Origin of the sequence: Thermogemmatispora sp. (genome assembly GCF_042408735.1) — a bacterium.
GTDB lineage: Bacteria > Chloroflexota > Ktedonobacteria > Ktedonobacterales > Ktedonobacteraceae > Thermogemmatispora.
The window spans coordinates 75309-96162 of sequence record NZ_JBHOQV010000083.1; the positions used below are offsets into that span (position 1 = coordinate 75309).

At 61.6% G+C, this 20854-nt stretch carries 15 protein-coding genes; 7 read left to right on the forward strand and 8 right to left on the reverse strand.

Translation table 11 applies throughout. From position 1 onward, the window contains the following. Window positions 1-328: 328 nt before the first annotated feature. From ACFMO7_RS06685 to ACFMO7_RS06710, 6 genes are all read right to left on the reverse strand, one after another. On the reverse strand, window positions 329-1069 hold the full coding sequence (locus ACFMO7_RS06685; RefSeq protein WP_376794741.1) for a response regulator transcription factor: 741 nt from the start codon (window positions 1067-1069) through the stop codon (window positions 329-331). 163 nt (window positions 1070-1232) lie between these two features. Next, window positions 1233-2039, reverse strand: coding sequence for a LuxR C-terminal-related transcriptional regulator (locus ACFMO7_RS06690; protein ID WP_376794742.1), 807 nt, complete (start codon window positions 2037-2039; stop codon window positions 1233-1235). Window positions 2040-2388: 349 nt separating this feature from the next. Then, a complete protein-coding gene (locus ACFMO7_RS06695; RefSeq protein WP_376794743.1) occupies window positions 2389-3747 on the reverse strand; it encodes a polysaccharide deacetylase family protein in 1359 nt (452 codons plus the stop codon). 78 nt (window positions 3748-3825) lie between these two features. Beyond that, on the reverse strand, window positions 3826-4839 hold the full coding sequence (locus ACFMO7_RS06700; RefSeq protein ID WP_376794744.1) for a Gfo/Idh/MocA family protein: 1014 nt from the start codon (window positions 4837-4839) through the stop codon (window positions 3826-3828). Window positions 4840-5036: 197 nt separating this feature from the next. Beyond that, on the reverse strand, window positions 5037-6161 hold the full coding sequence (locus ACFMO7_RS06705; RefSeq protein ID WP_376794745.1) for a DegT/DnrJ/EryC1/StrS family aminotransferase: 1125 nt from the start codon (window positions 6159-6161) through the stop codon (window positions 5037-5039). 216 nt (window positions 6162-6377) lie between these two features. Then, window positions 6378-6758 (reverse strand): hypothetical protein, encoded by a 381-nt coding sequence (locus ACFMO7_RS06710; protein WP_376794746.1) that lies wholly within the window; start codon window positions 6756-6758, stop codon window positions 6378-6380. Between the two features lie 481 nt (window positions 6759-7239). On the opposite strand from ACFMO7_RS06710, the gene ACFMO7_RS06715 reads away from it, so the two are divergent. The 7 genes from ACFMO7_RS06715 (at window position 7240) to ACFMO7_RS06745 (ending at window position 18388) form a co-directional block, all read left to right on the forward strand. Then, entirely contained in the window at window positions 7240-10623 is a 3384-nt protein-coding gene (locus ACFMO7_RS06715) for an AAA family ATPase (protein ID WP_376794747.1), read from the forward strand. Between the two features lie 591 nt (window positions 10624-11214). Further along, complete coding sequence (locus ACFMO7_RS06720; RefSeq protein WP_376794748.1) at window positions 11215-11796, forward strand: VOC family protein; 582 nt, start codon at window positions 11215-11217, stop codon at window positions 11794-11796. Next, complete coding sequence (locus ACFMO7_RS06725) at window positions 11793-12446, forward strand: GNAT family N-acetyltransferase (RefSeq protein WP_376794749.1); 654 nt, start codon at window positions 11793-11795, stop codon at window positions 12444-12446. Before ACFMO7_RS06720 ends, ACFMO7_RS06725 begins: the two co-directional genes overlap by 4 nt. A gap of 111 nt (window positions 12447-12557) precedes the next feature. Further along, window positions 12558-13199: a cyclase family protein gene (locus ACFMO7_RS06730; RefSeq protein WP_376794750.1), complete on the forward strand. Its 642-nt coding sequence runs from the start codon at window positions 12558-12560 to the stop codon at window positions 13197-13199. Between the two features lie 212 nt (window positions 13200-13411). Next, window positions 13412-14620 carry an agmatinase gene (gene speB / locus ACFMO7_RS06735; protein WP_376794751.1) on the forward strand — a complete coding sequence of 403 codons (1209 nt, stop codon included), beginning with the start codon at window positions 13412-13414 and terminating at the stop codon, window positions 14618-14620. An 817-nt stretch (window positions 14621-15437) separates the two neighbouring features. Continuing rightward, the gene (locus tag ACFMO7_RS06740) at window positions 15438-17624 is read left to right on the forward strand and encodes a multicopper oxidase family protein (protein ID WP_376794752.1); all 2187 of its coding nucleotides are present in this window, start codon (window positions 15438-15440) and stop codon (window positions 17622-17624) included. A 311-nt stretch (window positions 17625-17935) separates the two neighbouring features. Further along, window positions 17936-18388: a hypothetical protein gene (locus ACFMO7_RS06745; RefSeq protein WP_376794753.1), complete on the forward strand. Its 453-nt coding sequence runs from the start codon at window positions 17936-17938 to the stop codon at window positions 18386-18388. Window positions 18389-18795: 407 nt separating this feature from the next. Here ACFMO7_RS06745 and ACFMO7_RS06750 read toward each other — a convergent pair whose 3' ends face one another. After that, window positions 18796-20325 carry a YifB family Mg chelatase-like AAA ATPase gene (locus tag ACFMO7_RS06750; protein ID WP_376794754.1) on the reverse strand — a complete coding sequence of 510 codons (1530 nt, stop codon included), beginning with the start codon at window positions 20323-20325 and terminating at the stop codon, window positions 18796-18798. A gap of 135 nt (window positions 20326-20460) precedes the next feature. Further along, entirely contained in the window at window positions 20461-20754 is a 294-nt protein-coding gene (locus ACFMO7_RS06755; RefSeq protein WP_376794755.1) for a hypothetical protein, read from the reverse strand. Between the last annotated feature and the right edge of the window lie 100 nt (window positions 20755-20854).

Genomic DNA, 20854 nt, shown 5'->3' on the forward strand with positions numbered 1-20854 from the left:
CTGGCTTGCGTGCGGCGGTGGCCCCAGCGGAGCAGCGGAGGCATGGCGGGCGAGAGGACGACGGCTAACAAGGGGGGAGCGGCCTAGACAGGCTGAGGCTGGCTCTGTGGGAGGAGAATCTGCCACCTCAATCTGCCAGGCCGCAGAACGTTCCCTTCTTCGAATTCCCTCGATCGGAGGGCTTACCCGCTTGTGGGCCTGGGATCAGGCAAGTTCGCTGAGCGTCGCCAGGTCAGGAAGCTGTCGTACTCCTGCTGCGGCTCGCGATGAGGAGCAGGAGATCGGCTCTTCGTTTTGGCCCTGGCTCCCAAACGCTCCGACTCTGGATTTAGCTGGAGGCCCGTTGAGCTTGTCCAGAAGGGCTGTCCGGGACCTCAGCCTTCTCAGGATGACGCACGAGTGTGTAGCCGACCCCCGGCACGGTAAGAATGTAGCGCGGGTTCGCCGGGTCCGGCTCGATTTTCTGCCGGAGATGGTGGATATGGGCCTTGATCAGGCTGGCATCGCCATCGTTGCCAAAGCCCCAAATATGGGCCACAATTTGCCCCGCCGTACAAACATTATTAGCATTGACTCCTAAAAGGTGTAATAATTTGCTTTCGGTGGGAGTAAGATGCACCGTTTTGCCGAAGATGCGCGCTTCGTTGTGCAGCGAGTCGATGGAAAGAGGGCCAACAGTGATGACGGCTGGCGGTCGTAGGAGGAGGGTAGAGCGCCCGCGGCGACTGACAGCCCGGATACGCGCCAGGAGCTGAGCCGGGAAGAAAGGCTTGCGCAGGTAGTCATCGGCTCCCCCCTCCAGGCAAAGAACCTCATCGCGCACGTCCCGCTCCTGCGAGATGACCAGCACAAGAGCATCGTGCCGCGCGCGCATCTCGCGGCACATGGCGAGAGCATCAGTGTCTTTGAGAGCCGTATCCAGGATCACCAGATCGGGCTTGTGTTCCTCCCACTCGCGGCGCGCCTGCTCACCGGAGTAAGCGCGTCGCACCTCGTGCCCCAGCGTTCTTAGCCAGCCTGTCAACATTTCAACAAGATCGCGGTCTTCATCAACAATAAGCAATTTCATCAAAATACCTCATCCTCATAACTGCCGATACTCTTGCGGATTTCGTATAGTAGGAGATTTTGCCTTCCAGGGAACGCTCGACTCTCTAGTATTAAAACACAATGACCTGCCGGTTTACAACTCCTCAATTGAAGTATTCCAAAAAGCAGGAACTTGTCAATAATTACTGTTCATCCCTCAATTGAGGTCCCTCAAATGAGGCATGAGAGGCGGCCTGAGTGCGATTGCTCGCCCCGAGCTTGCGCAGAATATGCTGGACGTGCTTCCCTACGGTGTAGGGGGAGATCGAGAGGCGGGCCGCGATCTGTTTATTGCTCAGCCCAAGCCGCAGGAGGCGAAGGATCTTTTGCTCCTGCTCAGTCAGATGGGGCAGGGCCGTTGGAAGGCGGGCCTCGCCGGGGAGCTGCTCGCTCTGGCGCTGGAGAAGGGCGGTCTGAGCCTGGGAGGGGCTTCTCAGAGAGCTGCTGACCGGAGTGACCGTCGAAAGAGTGGCGGCCAGGCGATAGCACTCCCAGATCAGCAGGCGGATGGCCACGCTGGCCACGTGAGGGACCAGGGCCAGCTCTCCCTTCCGGAGCCCTTCCAGACAGGCGAGCACCTGGTGGCCAGGTGTATCTTTGGTCAGATAGCCGCTAGCACCGTTGAGCAAAGCGCGCAGGAGCAGTTCATCGTTGATACTAGAGGCGAGCAGAACCACGTGAGGGGGCGATGGCGCTTCGCTCAGGCGGCGTGTTAGCTCGATGCAGTCGCCATCTGCCAGGCTACAATCGATGAGGACTGTGTCCACACCGGTGGTCGCCACGGTCTCCTGCAGGGCGGTACAGGAATTAACCTCCGCCAACACTTCGAACCCCTCGCTGGCTGCCAGCAGACTGTGCAGTCCGCGGCAGAAGATATCGGCCTCATGAGCGATAATTACGCGCTGAGTCCTCCTATGAAAGGGCAGCTGCTGTCTTTCCTGAGACGGCATATGCTTATCCTTTTCCTTATGGCTTTAGCCAAAGCCATTTCGTTAACCCCCTAAATATGGACGTAGTAGATTGAAATTTTTTACAGATGAAGTAGCTGGTGAGCACTCTTGCTGACTTAAGAACTATGGGTATCATACGATACCAGCGTATAGCACTTTCCTGCTCCCTGAGCGGTTGCTGCTGCTGAAAGGGGCCTGAAGTATCAGACACAACAGCACATGTCTGATCGGCTCCAGAGCTTCTTGGGGCGCTGAGGAGAGGTGGGGGTCCGCTTCCCTCCCTCGCTATCTTCCTTCCTCCTCTTGCTGGGCGGGTATGGTCATGGCATTGTTGGCTGCGCCGGTCCTGTCATGGCTGGGGGTGGCTGGCGCGGGCCACCTCGACGATGCGCAGGAAGAAATCCTGGATGGTCACCGAATCGATATCGCTGCTGATGGCCAGGGCGGCCCGATAGGTGGCAGGCCAGGGGGCGAATGAGAGCAGGGGCCCTGAGAGCGCCTCGAGCTGGGCGACCAACCTGCGGCGTTGCGCTCGCTGCTCCCTGGGGGAGGCTCCCAGGCCGGCCGGCAGATCCAGAAAAAGACTGTAGTTGGCGGCCTCCTCGGGCGAGGCCTGGGTCACGGCATACCCCTGCTCTTGAAGGAAGGCCCTGACCGCCGGCGGAGTTGCCGGTGAGAGAGCGACTGCTGGGCAGCGGGCGGCCTCGATGCGCCACTCTTGCCACTCTAAGTCTTCTGTGTCAGGTGGCTTGCTGGCCTCTACCGGGGAGCGTTCCAGCACTGTGAGCTGGCGGGTTTGCACCTGAGCACGAGCTGAGCTGAGCAGGCGAACCCTCCACTGCTGAGGACCTGCGGGGCTGATCTCGAAGCGGAAGCGGCTGCGCTCAAGCCACCAGCGGGCAATGTCCTCGAGGCGGGCGATCCAGACCGGCTCTGGCTGACTGGTAGCGTAGTCGAGCAGACCGCGAAGGGCGGCCTGGCAAAGCAAGGCCCGTTCCGGGTGGAGATTGAGGGCGTACAGGCCGCCCAGAGCGTAGACGCGCGCCATGACCGCCGACCAGATAGCGGCGATGCGCTGCGGCTCTGTAATGCGCAGGCGGTCGAAGAGCATTTCGTCGTCGGGGATGCTCGTGGGAAGGCGCACCAGGTGCCCCTCGCAGTGTGGGCGCAGATCATAGATGCTCGGGGGGACTGCCTGGAAGAGGCGCAGGGATTTCTCGTAGCCGCTACGTAACAGCGGGGAGAGGGTCTCCAGATCGATCACATCATGAATGACTGCCTCATTGCTCTCGTAGGTAAAGTTCAGGGCAGCGAAGATCTCCAGGGCCTCCTCAGTCCAGCCAAGGTAGGGATTGCGGAAGCCCGCAAAGGGGATCTGGCTAGCGCGGAAGACGGAGATGGCCAGGCGGGTCTGGCGTTCCTGCTCCTGGGGTGTCAGGCTGCGGTAATCGTTGTGGACATAGCCGTGAATGCCGATCTCAGCGCCGCTGGCGGCGATCTGGCGTAGCAAGGGAACATGGCGGCGCAGGACCACGGCAGGAATGAAAAACGTGGGGTAGGCCCCATACTGGCCGAGCGTCGCCACCAGGGTCTGCAGCGAGCGGGCAGTTCGGTGCTCGCTCAGGCCGAAGCGGGCAAAGACTGTCCAGAGGCGGCGCAAGAAATTGTGCGCGCCCTTCGTGCGCAGCGAAAAAGCGACCAGATTCATAGCGGCTTGGCTTCCTCCCCTGATTCAGGGCCTTTTTGTCGCAACTACAGGGCCGGGTTGGTTCTCTGCTCCTTCCACTCACTTGAGAGGGCTGACCACGCTCAGGGTTGGGCGTGCCTGGCGCTCGAGTTCCTGCTGAGCCTCGGCCAGAATGCGAACGACCTCCAGGCCGACCTGGCCATTGGCGCGCGGTGGTTTGCCTGTGCGGATCGCCTGAGCGAAGTCCTCGCACTCCAGGCGAAGTGGCTCAACCCAATCGATATGGGGAATGGTAATCTCGCCGTTGCGATAAGAGACGATTGGATCGGCGTGCACGTCGGCCCCTTTGTTGTAGATCTTGAGCATCTCAGCGGGATTCGTATCGTCGTAGACCGCCATTCGCTGGTCGCCGATGACGGTGACGCGGCGGATCTTGCAGGGATGGAGCCAGCTCACGTGGATATGGGCCGTCATCCCGCTGGCGAAGGTGAGATCGAGATGAGCGATATCGGGGATGCGGGCCTGCAGGTGGGCGTGGGCCTGAACACGCACCTCGGCGGGCTTCTCGCCGAGCAGATAGAGCAAGATCGAGATATCGTGGGGGGCGAGGTCCCAGATCACATTGGTGTCCTGGCGGAAGAGGCCCAGGTTCACGCGGATAGCCTCGAAGCAGTAGATCTTGCCCAGGTCCTTGTTGCGGATCAGCTTCCGCAGCTCATTGACGGCGGGGCTGTACTCGAAGGTATGACCAACCATCAAGATGCGCTGCCGTGTCTGGGCCAGGCTGACCAGCTCCTCAGCCTCAGCCACACTGGCGGTCAGCGGCTTTTCGACCAGGACGTGCTTATCGTGTTGCAGGGCCGCCCGGGCAAAGGCATAGTGTGTACTCACAGGTGTGGCAATGACGACGGCATCCACATCGGAGCGAAAAACCTCCTCCACAGAAGTCGTAAAGCGAGCCCTGGGGTGATGGTGGAGGGCCGGGGAAAGCTGGCAGGCAGGATTGCTGTCTGCAATCAGGGTGACACTCGCATACGGGAGCGATTCCAGATTGCGCGCCAGCCGGGGGCCCCAATAGCCCCAGCCGATGATAGCGAAGCGCAGTGTTTCCATAGCGATCTACCTCTTCCATTTCCTTTCCGTGGCCGTGCGCGGCTCCAACCGGTGCCTCCCAGCGGGCGAGGGATAGGCAACAGAGGGCTGGCGCCCGGGACAGTGGCCAGCTCCCGCCCATCGGGACGCCGGACGCCCTCCCCGCGGCTCGCCTGGCTGCTGTCAGGCGCTGGCCGCTCGCTGAGAGAGGACACGGCCTAGCGTTCGACCGTGGGTGTCCCCAGCGCCAGGCTCTGGCTCACCTGCTCCACCACGTAGGTCAGCTGCTGCTCCGTCAGCTCGGGGTACATCGGCAGAGAGATAATGCGGGCGGCGCAGGCTTCCGTCCGCGGGAGAGAACCAGGCTGGTAGCCGAGATAGGAGCAGGCCGGCTGCAGGTGCAGAGGCAGCGGGTAGTGGATACCGGTGCTGATGCCCGCCTGTTCGAGCTGGTAGCGGAGACGGTCGCGCTGCTCAACCTGGATCACGTAGTAGCAGTAGGTATGAGTAGCCCAGGCCCTCGTCGTCGGCAGGATGGCCCCGGTGGCGCGCAGGTGCTCGTTGTAGAAGCTGGCATGTGACTGGCGGGCGGCGTTCCAGCGGTCCAGGTAGCGCAGTTTGACGAGCAGCACGGCGGCCTGTAGCTCATCGAGGCGGGCATTGCTGCCAAGTAGCTCGTGATGATAGCGGAGGCGCGAACCGTGATCGCGCAGCATGCGCAGGCGCTCCGCCAGGGTGGCATCGTTCGTCACACAGATGCCGGCCTCGCCATAGGCCCCAAGATTCTTGCTGTAGTAGAGGCTGAAGCAGCCGATGTCGCCCAGGCTACCGACACGGCGGCCCCGGTAGGTGGCGCCGTGAGCCTGAGAGGCATCCTCGATGACGCGTAGCCCGGCGCGGCGAGCGATGGCCAGCAGCGGCTCCATATCGGCAGGGTGACCATAAAGATGCACGGGCAGCAGCGCGCGGGTGCGGGGGGTCAGCGCGGCGCTCACCAGCTCGGGATCGAGGGTGTAGGTCTGGGGATCGATATCGACAAAGACCGGCCTGGCCCCGACCTGGACGATGGCCTCGACGGTCGCGATAAAAGTATGAGCGACAGTAATCACCTCATCGCCGGGACCAATGCCGCAGGCCCGCAGAGCCAGCGCCAGGGCATCGGTCCCCGATGAGACCCCGACGCCGTAGCGGCAGCCGCAGTAAGCGGCAAAGGCCTCCTCGAAAGCGCGAGTGCGCGGCCCGAGAAAAAGCTCCATATCGGCCAGTACCTCGTCAAAGGCCGCCCGAACCTCCTCCTTGATTGCCTGGTACTGTGACTGCAGGTCGACGAGTGGTATCCGCATAGAAGCCAGCCTCCTGAAATAGCCCTAGCCGTGGTGGCGGCTAGCATAGCGAGCAGCGAGCGAGCTGTGGGGCAGGGCCTTCGTCGATGAGGACCTGCCCTGCCTGGGTTCAAGAAGCACAATAGCACCCGCAGGTTGTTGCCCGATGCTTGTGCTGGTTGAAATGCGGTGATGTCCGCCGGAGCTAGAGGGCCGCAAGAGGGGGTCGTTGCTGGCTCAAAAGGGAAGTGGAAGCCGCGCCAGCGTGCTAAACTGGTTTGGATGAAGGAAAGATGTGGGATGTGCAGTGAGTCCAGAAAGGCGGCGGTCGCGCTCAAGACGCTTGAGGGCCAGGCGCAGTGAAGTAGAAGAGACGAGGACGGGGAAGACAGTGCAGGAAGTGATCTCTTCCAGGAGGGCGTAAAGGGCGGCATTGCCTGGGCGAGCCAGAGCCACCGTGACGACGCCCTGAGCCAGGCCGATCACCAGGCACTGGTAGCGTCTGGCCACCGGCAGCGGCAGCCAGCTCCGGTAGCGCAGGGGGACATAGCGCAACGAGGGAAGCCGCGGGAGAGGTCCCTGACGAACGAGATAGGCCATCTCTTTCAGTGTCCCCATGCTGGCACTGCTCTCTTTTCCCTGTAGCAAGATGTCGCTAGCCATCTGCCTGGTTACGTTAGAGACTTTCTCTGATTGCCTGATCTCCTCCTGTCCCAAAAAACCGCACTGAATGCATTTGTCTGATAGGCGATACATGCATATAAGTCCTGTTTAAGAGCTACTACTCAGGCGAAAAAGATGGCGGCCAGTTCTGGCATTTTCATCTGTACCCGGAAGTGTAGTGCTCAGTTGTTCTGATGAGATGTTGATTTGGAAAAAGATATGGTGTTGTCTCTTCCTGTGTTGTAAAGACTCCGTTGTTCCGGGCTGAGGGCCGTTTCTCGGATCCTCCAGGGAGGGTGGCCAGGGCCTGGTCTGGGGTCTGGGACCGTAAGAATACTCTTGCAAACGCAGAAGGGTGGGGATAAAGTAAGAAAATGATCGATTTCCTCACGGTTGCGAGGGGATCATTGCGAGCCAACAGCGGCAGTGCGCAGCTATGAAGATGTCTTCTGAGCGGCTGGTGTTCCGTCTTCTGGGTGTTCCTGAAGTTCGTGTTGCCAGCACGCCGCTGGTCCTACATCACCAGAAGGCGCAGGCGCTCCTCTATTATCTGGCGGCCTCCGAAGCTCCTCAGCCGCGCGAGCATCTGGCTGCCTTGTTGTGGAGCGAGGTACCTGAAGACAATGCCCGTCATTCGCTGCGCTCCAATCTCTATGTCATTCGTCGTGCCCTCCAGTCTCATGGTCTGGCCGAGGCCCTGGTGGTTGATGGTCCCTGCGTCTCTCTGGCCGAGGAGCTGCTGGTCTGTGATTTACGGCGTTTCCGGCAGCTCCTGCAGGAAGGTCGAAGGGAGTCTCTGGCGGAGGCCGTGCAGCTTTATCGCGGACGCCTGTTGCAGGGCTTTACCCTCAACGGGACGCCTCTCTTCGACGAGTGGCTGCAGGGGGAGGAGGCAGCCCTCAGCCGCAGTTATCTGACGGCTTTGAGCCGTCTGGCAACCTACGCTGAGCAGGAAGGGCGCTGGGAGGAGGCCATTGAGTATCTGCTGCGCCTGCTTCAGGAAGATCCTTTCTCCGAGAGTGATCAGCGCCGACTGATTGAGCTATACCTGCGCGCTGGCGCTGTCGGGCAAGCCTGGTTGCAGTACGCCCGCTACGAGAAGTTGCTCCAGCAAGAGCTAGGTCTCTCTCCACCAGCGGATCTGCAGGAGCGCATGCGGGAGGTCTTGACGAGTCGCGGAAGCGGCAGAGGCCACGCGAGCTGTGACGAAGGCAGACGGAAGCGGAGCGGATTGGAACGCTCCGGACCCGGCAGGCAGCTCCTGCCTTTCGTGGGGCGCGAAGAGCCGCTTGGTGATCTCCTGGAGCTGGCCGGGCAGGTGGCCACCACTGGCCAGGGGAGCACGATCCTGATCCAGGGAGAGGATGGTAGCGGCAAGACACGGCTGCTCGATGAGCTGGTGGCGCGTCTTGAGGCGCTCCCCCTGGGCTGGATTGTGCTGCGTGGAACCTGTTCGCCCTTCGATGAGCTGCTGGCCTATGGTCCTTTCCTGGAGGCTCTGCAGGAGCTGGGCCTGGATCCTCTTACCGAGGTCCTGGCGGCGGCCTCCCCCTCCCTCGGAAGCGCTCTGCCCGAGGAGCAGGGGCGCTTTATGTGGTCGCTCTGGCAGACGCTGCGGACTCTGGCACGCACGGCCCCGCTGCTGCTGGCGATCGATGATCTTCACTGGGCAAATAGCTCGACGCTGCAGCTCTTTGGTTTTCTGGCTCTCCGGCTTCGCCAGCTTCCCATCCTGCTCATCGGTACCAGCTCCACCGTTGAGTTAGTGCCGGCCTTGCAGCGCCTGCTGACGCTTGGACGACGCCAGGGATCCGTGCGGCTGCTCTCGCTGGGACCGCTGGGACCAGAAGCGGTCACCGCCCTGGTGCAGGCTCTGCACATTGTGACCTTGCCGATGGCCTCAACCTTCCCGTCGTGGTTATACGAGCGCTCCGGGGGAAACCCCTTTATCTTACAGGAGCTGTTGCACCAGCTCCGGGCTGATGAGGTCTTGAGCGAGAGCGAGGAGGGGCTACGACTGGATATGCGGCGCTGGCTCCGCTGGCGGGCGATGCATGCTCTCCCGGAAACAGCTTACGACTTGGTCCTCTGGCGCCTGGTTGATCTCGCTGGGGAGGCCCGTACGCTGTTGGAGGTCCTGGCCGTGGCCAACCAGCCCCTGCCTCTGGCTCTCTTGCAGGAGCTGCCGGAGATGCGGGCTACCTCTCTGGCGGCACTAGTAGAGCAGTTGCTCTGGCGTGGCTTGCTTGTAGAAACGGCTCCACGCTGCTATAAGCTTTCACACGCCCTCCTGCGCGAGGCGGTCATGCATCGGCTCAGCCAGGTGCGGGCGGAAGAGATTCATCGCGAGCTGGCTGCCATGCTGGAGCGCTGCCCTGCCCTGCAGCCAAATAGGCCGCGGCGCCAAATTGCCCTCCACGCGGTAATGGGGGGCGATAGCGAGCGAGCGAGGCGCTATGGGCTGCAGATTCTCGATGAGTTGGTGCGCGAGAATGTGAGCACGGAGGCAGCTCTCTTCTTGCAACAGCTCTACGATCTCGTGGCCCCGGCAGCGGCCCTGGAAGAAGAGCTGCGTCTGACGGCGGCCCTGGGACAGATCTACCGTGCCTTGGGACAGCTCCAGCAGGCGGCTGATTGGTACCGGCGCTATCTGGCTCTGGCCCGCCAGCTTGACGATCGCGTGGCCTGGAAAAGCGCCTACTTCGAACTGGGAGAACTGGCGCTGATTATGAACGATTATCGCGAGGCGATCGCCTGTGCTGAGGCTGGTTTGGCAGTACCCGATCCCCCCCAGGCAAGCGCACGGCCGGCCTTACTGGCCGCCGGCCACCGCTTGCTCGGGGCGGCGCTGGCCATGGAAGGCAGCGATCTGACGGCTGCCGAAGCTCATCTGCAACAGGCTGTCCGCTCGCTGCGTCAGTGTGGCAATGTGGGGGACCTGTGCGCCCCGCTCTTTGAGCTGGGAAATATTGCTGCTCAGTACGGCGAGCTGCGCCAGGCCCTGCAGCTCTACAGCGAAGCGGCTGACGCCGCTCGGGCCGCCCATAACTATTATTTTCTTGCTCTCGCCTACAATAATACGGCCTACCATAGTTTGCTGCTTGGTGAGATAGAGGAGGCCAGGCAGGCTCTGACTGAAGGCAGAAGAATTGCTGAGACCTATGAGTTGTTGGGGGCCTTGTTACATCTTTCCAGCACTCAGGGAGAGCTGCATCTCTATCTGGGCGAGTGGCGGGCGGCTACAGAGGTCTTCACCCAGGGCCTGGCCCTGGCTGAGGAGCTGGGCAACCTCGAACGGCAGGCGGGCTATCGAGCTGGTCTGGCCTTGAGTGCACGCAGTCAGGGACGCCTGGAGGAGGCGACGGCCCTGCTCGAGGAGGCGCTGACCCTGATCGATGAGCACGGCTATCATCATCTGCGGACCCGTCTCCAGCTCTGGTTGGCTGAAATCTGGCTGCTCCGCGCTCAGCCTGCCGCCGCGGTCCCCTATTTGGAGGCTGCGCGGGCCACGGCTCTGCGGCAGCAGCGGCGCCTGCTGGCGATCCGGGCGGCGGCACTCCGGGCCTGGTATCTTGCCGAGTGCGGCGCCTGGGAGGAGGCCAGGCAAGACTTTGAAGAGACGGCGCGTCAGGCAGAACGGCTGGCCCTCTCCCTTGAGCGGGCCCGTATCCTGGTGCTCTACGCTCAGGCGGCCCGGCGTACCGGATCAGCTGAGCTGCGAAGACAGGCTCTGGCTCTGCTGCGAGAAGCCCAGGATGTGTTGGAAAGGCATCAGGCGCGCGGCGAGCTGGAGCAGCTAGCGCTGGTGGCGACATTGTAGGGCCACTGGCGCGATGACGCTGCGTTGACAGCCGCTGCGTATCCTAAGTAATGGCAGCTTGCCAAAGCGCGCGGAGAGCCGTTAGCGGATTCTCGTGTTGGCCCGAGCGAGATTCGCGGCGCTCTCCGCGCGCGATCCCTATGGTGTGGTTTCCGCCGGGCCTGCTTGCCCGCGATGCGACCTTGCTCTCTGGCGCGCCGTTCCTGCTCACCTTGCAAGTCAGTCAGAGATCCTGTCGGCCACTTCCTCTTCTGGTAGCTGGGTCCGGCAGGCGCATTTTCCCTCTGGTGCACTTTTCCGATGTTCTCTCTGATCCTCTCCCTTTACCGACCCGTTGCCCGTCTTTGTCCCTGCCAGACCTCGACGGCTGGATGGGGCTTGTCGACTCAAGGGTTGCCGGTCGTGTCCGGCAGCGCTTCCTCGCCCAGCCTCGTTCTGCGGCTGTTGGCGGACTGATCGCTGCCGATGGCTGGAGAGCAAAGGAGGCTGGTGGCTCGGCCTCCATAGTTGACCTCGCGAGTCACCTTTTCTTGGGAATATAATATAGCAAGCTGGTAAACAGGAGATTGCGCTAACCAGGGAAAGAGAGATATGGCGAAGATTCAAGTACAAGGAGTTCACCACATTACCTTTGTCGGCTCCAATCGCGAGGCCATCGTTGAGTTTTATCGCGACCTTCTAGGCATGCCCTTGATCATGGAGCAGCCCAATCTCGACGTGCCGGAAGAGACCCATCTCTATTTTGACGCTGGGGATGGGCGCCTGATCACCTTTTTCGTGCGACCGGAGCGGGCCAATGACCCGACTCCCAACCCCGAAGGAGTTGGAAACCTGCACCATCTGGCCTTCACAGTTTCGCGGGCCACCTACACTCAGGTTGCCAAACGACTCAACGAGCGCGGCATTTGGAACACGGGCAACATCGACCGCGGTTTTATGGATTCGATCTACTTCCGCGATCCAAACGGACAACTGCTCGAGATGGCCTGCTATAAGTTTGAGCCACCGCAGGGTTATACGATCGCCGATGTCCTGGCGACCGCGCATAAGCTGCGAGTAGCCGCTGGGGCGTACAATATTCAAGAGGAGCATCTAGCGGAAGCAATCGCCGAGCTGAGTCGTCGACGTGCGCCGGAGCTGGAGGAAGAGGGAGCGGAGGCGCGCACCCGATGAGTCAAGCGACGGCTTCTGAGGTGCGGCACACAGGGACGTTCTGGGCCCTCGATCTTGACCGTCCGCATCTGACCAGCTCGCCGGCGCGGCTCGCGGCCAGGCTGCAGCGAGTTGGGCCCGAGCGTGCTGAAGAGCTGGCAATGGCGATGGGAGCGACCAGCCCCGCTGTTGTCTTGGAGCGCTTTGCGCGTGGGCGACAGTGCTATGTGGCCTATCTTGAAGATGGGCAGACCCTGGCCTCCTACGGCTGGGTCTCCTTTGACCAGGAAGAGATCGGTGAGCTGGGGCTGACCATTCACCTGCGACCAGGGAGGGCTTACATCTGGGATTGCGCTACTCTCCCGCCGTACCGTGGTCAGCGGCTCTATCCCACCCTGCTCATCTACATCGCGACAGTCTTGCGGGCGCAAGGTCTGCGCCGTCTCTGGATTGGGGCTGATGCCAGTAATTACGCCTCACGGCGCGGCATCGAGGTGGCTGGCTTCCAGGCGGTGGCCGATGTCACGCGAATCACCGACCTGAGAGCCGGGACGCGCTACCTGCTGCGCCCCTGGCCTGGAGTGCCAGAAGAGATACTCGAGGACCTGCGCCGCTCCCTCTCTCATACCGTTGAGCCGGCTAAGCCCGAAGATGAGAGCCAATCGGCGTAAGGCAGGGTGGAAGGGGCCAGAGCTAAGCCAGACGAGGATGGCCAGGGCAACCAATCGGTGAGGGACAACAAAAAAGCAACTGGCATGTGAAAGGAGGGAAAGGTCACCCTGATGCAATTCATCGACCTTTCTCATGCAATCGAGCAGGGGATGACAGTCTTTCCTGGTGATCCTGAGCCAGGTTTTGAGGCGGTAGCGACCGAGCCACCCTGGCAGGTGACCCGCCTCATGCTGGGGACGCATACCGGTACACATATTGATGCCGCTTCCCACCTGGTTCCAGAGGGAAAGACCATTACGCAGTATCCCCCCGAGCGTTTCCTGCTCACTGGCATCGTGGTACCGGTAGAAGGGCGGGGAGAGGACGAGCCAATCACGGCGGAGGCCCTGCAGCCTCACCTGCAGGCCCTGCCGGCGGGGGGCGCCGTCCTCCTGCGCACCGGCTGGGACCTCTACTGGAAGAGTGAGCGCTACCTGCGTCACCCCTATCTCTCCCCAGAAGCCGCGCGCCTGCTGGTGGAGGCGGGTGCTTCGCTGGTAGGCATCGACGCCCTCAGCGTTGACTCCAGCGTCCAGGGAACTCAGCACGCTCATGCCACCTTGCTTGGCAGTGATGTGCTCATCGTCGAGAATCTGGCGCGCCTGGATCGTCTGATCAGCGGCGTTGTCTATCAGTACTCCTTTCTCCCCTTGCCGCTGCGTGGCCTTGACGGCTCTCCTATACGCGCTCTGGCCTGGCGCGCAGCCTCGTAAGCGTCTCAGACCCGCCGCCACTTGCTGGCAAGCCGGGCGGCGGGTCTGATTAGGCCAGTGCCCCTCACTCCGACCGCTGCTCCTCGAGGCAGGGAGGAGAAGATCGATCCCCGCGGAACGCGGCGACCCTTGTCTCCTCTCCTTCCGGCACGCTCTTGGGATGAGGGACGCAGTCTTTTTAGACAATAAAACAAGAAAAGGGTGGTAATCCGATGCTTGATGATGAGAGCAGTGAAAGTAGAGAAGAAGAGCGAGATCATCGCAAGCTGCGGAGAGAAGACCTGCGCGGGACCTGGGCCTTGCAATGGGAGGCAGAGCGTCAGGAAGGGCCAGGAAGCAGCCTGCGGCGAGAGCAAGCGCGGCGCTATGGGCTGGAAGCGGCGGCCAGCGTTGGCGATCGCAGCCTCACCCTCTTTCGACGCGAAGCCTGGACGCTGGGAGGAGGAACCGGGGAGGCCACTTTTCTGCAAGTGCCCTTTCTCCGGGACATGCGGCAGCTAGGAGGGCAGGATGTTGTCTTTGTCGGTGTGCCCCTGGACAGCGGCACCACCTGCCGCCCGGGCGCACGCTTTGGACCGGCAGCTATTCGCCGTGCCTCTGCCCTCAGCTACGGTTACAATCCCGAGCGCGGGGTTGACCTGCACGAAGCCCTGATCATGGTCGATGTTGGCGATATCCAGGTCATTCCTTCGTCCCTTGAAAAGAGCTTCGATCAGATCAGCCGGGCGCTCAGCTATATTGCTGAACGAGGAGCCTTCCCTGTTGTCCTTGGTGGCGACCATTCCATTGGCTATGCCACCCTGCGCGGAATCGCGCCCCACGTTGCGGGCAAGCTGGGCGTCATTCATTTCGATCGTCATAGCGACTTGAGCGAGCGAACCTACGATGGGCGCATGCATGCCTCGCCGTTCTTTCATGCTATCACCCTACCCAACGTCTCCCCGACCAACCTGGTGCAGATCGGTATCGGTGGCTGGACCGGCTCCAAGAAAGGTATGCGCGTGGCCCAGGAGCGGCAGATAACGGTGATCACTCTCGAAGATATCGATCGCTACGGCTGCGAGCGCGTGATGGAGTACGCCCTGGAAGTAGCCTGGAAAGGGACAAGTGCCGTCTGGCTCTCTTTTGACATCGACGTGGTGGACCCGGCCTTTGCTCCCGGTACTGGGACGCCGGAGCCGGGGGGACTGCTGCCGCGTGAGATCTTCAGAATGGTACGACTGGCGGCCCGCGAAGGTCTGCAGGGGATGGAGCTGGTCGAGGTCGCGCCTCCCTATGATGTGGCCGATGTGACGGCCTTGCTGGCCGGGCGCATCATCATGGAAGTCTTGGGGACCCTGGTCGAACGGGGTAAGCTGGGAGGTACAGCGAGAGCCAGGACTGCCGAGACTGGAGAGAGCCAGCACAGAGGGCTAGTGTAGGTCCCAGATATTCTACTTCTAGAAGAGTGGCTTTCGATCAAAAAGTGAAAAACCGATCCGTCTTTCTCCCGCTGATGGCGGCTAGCCATTTCTGGCTATGAGCTGCTTGCTGCTGCAGAGCCTGCCCAGGGGCATCGCTCTCCCTGCAGCTGAGCTGGAAAAGATCCCGGCTGGCTATTGATCTATGATCAAAACCGATAAAGTCTTTAAATCCGCTTCTATAGCCAGCTTATATGATAAATGAGAGGGAAGTCTTGACAGGGGGAGAAGGATTGTCTACACTTCTGATAGATTTATGGGTTCTATCTCAAGATTCCCTCTATTTTAGAGATCGATCTAAAGGAGGTGTGATGGCTATTGAAAATGTCTCCGGTTTAGCTGGCCCGCAAGGCATCGGTGATCTCTATACACAGTGGATAGCTTACCAAGCCATTGTGTAGTGTAACCCTCGCTTGACAGCCTGGCCTTGCGCGAAAGGATTTCGCGAGAACCTTCCCCGAAAGTCAGAGGAGACAGGCAAGGGATGCTGCGTAAGCAACGGCGCAGGCTGCTTCGCCGGTTAAGGAAGCCGTTCGCGCCAGGGCGGCTCTCCGCTTCCCCCCTGCGTACCGTATCTACCCCGAGTGCTGCTCGGTCCCCTCTCCTTTGCGCAGCCCAAGAACTGGGCTGCGGGCCAGATGACTTGTTCTGCTCTTGCACTGACTTGGCGCTACTTTATCGCATCGGGCCTTGAGTGAGACTGCTTGCTCTCTGCTGTGCAGAGCATGATGCAAGCGCTTCCACGCGTCGAAGCACCCTTGGAAAGGAGCGTCAGCGTATGACGACTCGCAGACAATTACTCAAGGTTGGTGCCGCCCTGGGTCTTGGGAGCCTGTTCCCGCTCTCGCTTTTCACGGCTTCGCGCGTCTCAGGCTCAGTTCAGACCACGCAGACACCCTTGCCGGGGGCCGAGATTCCTCAATTTGTTGAGCCGCTGCCTGTCTTTGTGGGGGCGCGGGTGAGCGCCTCGCGCTTCCAGGTGCGCATGTTGGAATTTCAGCAATGCATTTTGCCAGCCAGCGTTTATGCGCGCCTGAGTCCGCCGTTCAACAGAGGGACCTATGTTTGGGGCTATCAGGTGGGGGGGCGCCCGCCCCACTATCCGGGCTACAGCGTAGAGGCTCGTCAGGGTGTGCCATCTGTTGTCACCTACATTAACAACCTCCCTCTGCCGAATGAATCGCAACTTCTGCCTCTACTCACGGTCGACCAGACGATTCACTGGGCTGACCCACTGGGCCAGATGGGCTTGACCACGCCTTTTGTTGGAGCCTTTCCGACGGTGGTGCACCTGCATGGAGGAGAAGATCCCTCCGCCTTTGATGGGGCCCCTGAGGCCTGGTTTACCGCGGACGGGCGGCACGGCAGAGGCTACAGCACCTATATCCCCACGGCGCCGAACGCCGCGGTCTATTGGTATCCCAACGGGCAGCCCGCCACAACGCTCTGGTTCCACGATCATACCTTGGGCGTGACGCGCCTCACGCTCTTCTCCGGTCTGGCGGCCTTTTACTTGATCCGCGATGCTTACGATACGGGACAGGCCAATAACCCGCTGGGCCTGCCGGCGGGCGCCCAGGAGATCGAGCTGATGATTCAGGACCGTCAGTTCGATACACGCGGACAGTTGCTCTTTCCCGATGGTACACCGCCCGACAATCCGACGGGTCTCAACGGGCCGCCACCCAATCCCGCTATCCATCCGTACTGGATTCCCGAGTTCTTTGGCGACGTCATTGTGGTCAACGGCAAAGCCTGGCCCTACCTCAATGTCGAGCCGCGGCGCTATCGTTTCCGCTTTCTGAACGCGGCCAACGCTCGTTTCTTCCGAATGCGCCTGATAGATGCCCGAACCCAGGAACCGGGGCCGATCTTCTGGCAGATCGGGACCGATGGGGGGCTGCTTGACAGACCGGTCAGGCTGAACGATCCCCACGACGCCACCTCACCGGCGCTTTTGCTGGCACCGGCGGAGCGTGCCGACGTGATCGTCGACTTCGCCCCCTATGCTGGTCGCACGTTGCTCTTGGTCAACAGTGCCCCCGCTCCCTTCCCTGACGGCGACCCGCCTGATCCGCTGACGAATGGGCGCATCATGCAGATTCGGGTCTCGCTGCCTTTGTCGGGACCAGACACAACCTATAATCCGGCCAGCGGTCTGCCCTTGCGCGGTGGCTCCAATCAGCCGCCGGCTATAGTGCGCCTGGTTAATCCCCAGACGGGCACGTTGGGGGCTGGCGTTAAGCCTATGCTCAGGCGGCAGCTTGTACTGGTCGAAGTCGAGGGACCTGGCGGCCCCGTTGAGGTCCTGGTCAATAACACCAAATGGCGCGGAGTGCGTGAGGGGAGTCAGGAGCCGTTGCCTGGCTCGCGGCCCGATGCCCAGGGCCAGGGGATCTATCTGAGCGAGCTGCCGCGCGTTGGGGCGACCGAGATCTGGGAGGTCATTAATCTGACGGAGGACGCTCATCCCATTCATATCCATCTGGTCCAGTTTCAGTTGCTCAATCGCCAGGCGCTCGATGTCGAAGGGTATCGGGCCCGCTACGATGCTCTCTTCCCTGGTGGCACTTACAACGGCCTGCTGCCAGATGGCACCTGGGGTCCGATCAAGTATCCTCCTGGGGTTTTTATCCCCGGCTATGGTCCCCCGTTGCCCTACAATCGACCGAACGCCGGTGGCGCTCTCGGAGGGAATCCCGACGTTACGCCCTACCTGCGTGGGCCGCTGTTGCCGCCCGAGCCGGGTGAGGATGGCTGGAAGGACACGATCAAGATGTACCCCGGGCAGGTCACTCGCCTGGCAGTGCGCTGGGCGCCGATTACGACTCCTGTCGGGGGGGTCCATCCCGGCCAGAATCTCTATGCCTTTGATCCCACCCAGGGGCCGGGCTACGTCTGGCACTGCCATATTCTTGATCACGAGGATAACGAGATGATGCGGCCCTATCTGCCGGTGCCTTAGTCCGCCCTTGGGCCTCTCCTCTATCGGCCAGGGCGCTGGCCCGACCGTGGGCAGATCAGGCCGGCTCTCCTGGCTCCGCTCTGAATCAGCCAGCGGGCTGGGGGAGCCGCCGTCGCGGTCCTTGGTGCCGGCGTTGGGACAGGTAGGGAGAGAGGTATCCCTGAAAGAGGAGGCAGATTCTCCCTCTGGAAAAGGAGGCCCGAGATGCGCTGGCAGGTTAGATCTGGTCGATCCCTCCTGGCGCTCCTGTTCTCGCTCCCTGGGTTCACAGCGCTTCTACTCTTTGTTCCGCTCAGGCGCAGGCCCACGCGGTGCTGGTTCGCTCGGAACCGCCGGCCAACGCGATCCTGCGCCGGCCACCCCGGCGGGTGCTACTCTGGTTCAGTGAGCCTCTCGTTCCGCAGATGTCGAGAGCTTATGTCGTCGAGGCGCGCGCTGCGATCACCCAGAGCGTCGCCCGCTGGGCGACCCATCTCGATCGTGGCGACGCCCACGTAGCCGCTAATGATCCCCGGCGCTGGTGCCGTTCGCTCTCCTCTGGGGGGAAGCAGGTCGAAATCTCTCATCAGGGGGTGGGTAATCTCGTTGCGCTCGCTGGAGCTTGTTTCATCCTGCTCTCCCTCCTGAGCAGGCAGGGTGAGGGATGGCGGGGACGAGTCAGGCACCTGGAGGGAAGCTCCCCCCGCCACAGATTGGTGCCTGAGAGGGGCCGCTTCGAAACTCGCCGGACAAGCCCTCAGGAAAAGGGCGTTGAGAGCCTGTAGAGGGCCAAGAAGTTGCCTCTTCTGCAGCTCTGATTATGGAGACTAGGTTTATGACCGCTCGGAGCTCGCCCCTTGAGCGCTGCAGCCGACGAGTCTCGAAGTGAGCCGTGGCAGGAGGGGGGAATGGAAAGGGAAACGGAACAGAGCGAGGCGCTCAGCTGCCAACAACGGGGCCTGAATCGTTAGGACAGATGGAAGATGTATCCCGGAGGGGTTTTCGGGGGGGCGGTTGCAGAGGGAACGATCCGTGTGAGAATACTGAAAGGTGCGCCATCGGGCGCTGCCAGACGCGCTGCTAGCACGGTTGCAGAGGCAACGAGCCGTGTGAGGATACTGAAAGTATGCCGGCCTGTTTCCTGATGTGGTGCGGGCCGTCGGCAGCGGAGCGAGCTGGGAGCCGTCGCAGCTCAAGGAGCGATGCGCGGGCGATACTGCACCGCCTCCGCCACGTGGGATGAGCTGATCAGCTCCGCTCCCTCCAGATCGGCGATCGTGCGCGCCAGCTTCAACATGCGATGAAAAGCGCGCGCCGACAGCGCCAACTGTTGCACCGCCGCCTTCAGCAAGCGCTGTCCAGCCTCATCCACCCGACAGAACACCTGCACCTCCGCCGGACCCATCTCCCCATTACACGTCAGATGTGTCCCCGCAAAGCGTCGCCGCTGGCGCTCTCGAGCCGCCTGCACCCGCTCTCGAATGCGGAGCGAAGACTCTGGCTGCTGGGTTCCCGCCAGCTTCTCAAACTCCACCCGTCGCACCTCCACCTGGATATCGATGCGATCCAACAGCGGGCCACTGATGCGCTTCTGATAGCGACGCACCATCGCCGTCGAGCAGGTACACTCGCGCGCCACATCGTGCAAATAGCCGCACGGACAGGGATTCATCGCCGCAATCAACATAAAATTAGCTGGGAAGGTCACCGACCCCTGGGCACGCGAAATCGTTACCACCTTATCCTCCAGCGGCTGGCGCAGCATCTCCAGCACGTGCTGACCGAACTCCGGCAACTCATCCAAAAAGAGCACTCCACGGTGTGCCAGACTAATCTCACCGGGGCGCGGCAGGCGTCCCCCGCCGACCAGGCCGGCGTGACTGATCGTGTGGTGAGGAGCGCGGAAAGGGCGCTCCATAATCAGCGGCACCTCTGAGGGCAGCAGGCCGCCCACGCTATAAATGCGCGTCACATCCAGCGCCTCCTCGATCGAGAGCGGGGGCATAATCGACGGCGTCGCCCGTGCCAGCAGCGTCTTCCCCGTGCCCGGTGGGCCGCTCATCAGCAGATTATGACCCCCACTCACCGCCACCTCCAGCGCCCGCTTCACATGGTCCTGGCCGCGCACCGCCGCCATATCGGGGGCCGAGCATGAACGGCCCACCTGCTCGAGCAAGCGCGTATCGGCTGCAACAGGTCGCAGGCGCTGCTCCCCGCTCAAATGGGCCATCAGCTGCGCCAGAGACTCCACTGCGTAGATCGGCACCTCGCGCACCAGCGCCGCCTCGCGCGCATCCACCGCCGGCACAAAGACCGCCCGTATCCCGCGCTCGCGCGCCAGGGCCACCATAGGCAAAATCCCATTGGTATGACGCACATTGCCGTCGAGGGAAAGCTCACCGAGGAAGAGACAGTCGGCGATTGGCTCACTGGGGACAAGTTGGCCCGAAGCCAACAGAATGCCAATCGCGATCGGAAGATCGAAAGCCGGCCCCTCCTTACGGAGATCGGCGGGGGCCAGATTCACCGTAATCCGCTTATAAGGAAAAGTCGCCCCACTATTCTTAATCGCGGCGCGCACCCGCTCGCGCGCCTCCTGCACGGCCGTATCGCCCAGGCCCACGATCGTGAAGCCCGCCAGGCCGTTGGCCAGATCCACCTCCACCTCGACCAGGGCGCCTTCCAGACCCACAATTGCACAACTTCGAACCTGCGCCAGCATCCCGTCTCCTTAGAAACCTCTTCTCCTCCACATAACGAACAACGGAAGATGCCTTCTATTATGGCGCAGTAGCTCTGCATTTGCAAGCCCACCGATAAAATGGCCAGCCGCTAGCGAGCCGGAGCCGGCTCTGGCCTAGGGGGTCCGTGCAGAGGGCAGCACAATAATCTCCTCGCCGGGCCTCAAGGCGGTTTGCAGGTCATGCGGACCAGTGATCAGCTTATTGCTCACAAAGAGCTGGATCTGAGCGCGCACGCAGCCGTGCTCATCGCACAGGCAGCGCCAGACCTGCGGATAGTGGGCCGCCAACGCCTCGAACAGTTCGCCCACCGTGCTGGCCCGCACAACGATCTGGCTCTTACCGCCGTTGCAGGCGCTCAGCGTTGATGGTAAGCGCAGCGTCACAGTTGCCTGCTCAGTGCCACCCATGCCGTCTACCCTGCCTTTTGAAGATGGCATCGATTTTTCATCGAGAACAAGGCTCGCATTCCGAGACTCTATCATGCTGTACAAAGCAATATACTACATA

What these genes read in the sequence shown, in the direction of transcription:
- ACFMO7_RS06705 (WP_376794745.1), bottom strand. Translation starts at nt 6,161, where the DNA reads ATGCGGATACCACTCGTCGACCTGCAGTCACAGTACCAGGCAATCAAG.
- ACFMO7_RS06695 (WP_376794743.1), bottom strand. Translation starts at nt 3,747, where the DNA reads ATGAATCTGGTCGCTTTTTCGCTGCGCACGAAGGGCGCGCACAATTTC.
- ACFMO7_RS06685 (WP_376794741.1), bottom strand. Translation starts at nt 1,069, where the DNA reads ATGAAATTGCTTATTGTTGATGAAGACCGCGATCTTGTTGAAATGTTG.
- ACFMO7_RS06730 (WP_376794750.1), top strand. Translation starts at nt 12,558, where the DNA reads ATGCAATTCATCGACCTTTCTCATGCAATCGAGCAGGGGATGACAGTC.
- ACFMO7_RS06715 (WP_376794747.1), top strand. Translation starts at nt 7,240, where the DNA reads ATGAAGATGTCTTCTGAGCGGCTGGTGTTCCGTCTTCTGGGTGTTCCT.
- ACFMO7_RS06750 (WP_376794754.1), bottom strand. Translation starts at nt 20,325, where the DNA reads ATGCTGGCGCAGGTTCGAAGTTGTGCAATTGTGGGTCTGGAAGGCGCC.
- ACFMO7_RS06740 (WP_376794752.1), top strand. Translation starts at nt 15,438, where the DNA reads ATGACGACTCGCAGACAATTACTCAAGGTTGGTGCCGCCCTGGGTCTT.
- ACFMO7_RS06710 (WP_376794746.1), bottom strand. Translation starts at nt 6,758, where the DNA reads ATGGGGACACTGAAAGAGATGGCCTATCTCGTTCGTCAGGGACCTCTC.
- ACFMO7_RS06755 (WP_376794755.1), bottom strand. Translation starts at nt 20,754, where the DNA reads ATGGGTGGCACTGAGCAGGCAACTGTGACGCTGCGCTTACCATCAACG.
- ACFMO7_RS06700 (WP_376794744.1), bottom strand. Translation starts at nt 4,839, where the DNA reads ATGGAAACACTGCGCTTCGCTATCATCGGCTGGGGCTATTGGGGCCCC.
- ACFMO7_RS06690 (WP_376794742.1), bottom strand. Translation starts at nt 2,039, where the DNA reads ATGCCGTCTCAGGAAAGACAGCAGCTGCCCTTTCATAGGAGGACTCAG.
- speB (WP_376794751.1), top strand. Translation starts at nt 13,412, where the DNA reads ATGCTTGATGATGAGAGCAGTGAAAGTAGAGAAGAAGAGCGAGATCAT.
- ACFMO7_RS06720 (WP_376794748.1), top strand. Translation starts at nt 11,215, where the DNA reads ATGGCGAAGATTCAAGTACAAGGAGTTCACCACATTACCTTTGTCGGC.
- ACFMO7_RS06725 (WP_376794749.1), top strand. Translation starts at nt 11,793, where the DNA reads ATGAGTCAAGCGACGGCTTCTGAGGTGCGGCACACAGGGACGTTCTGG.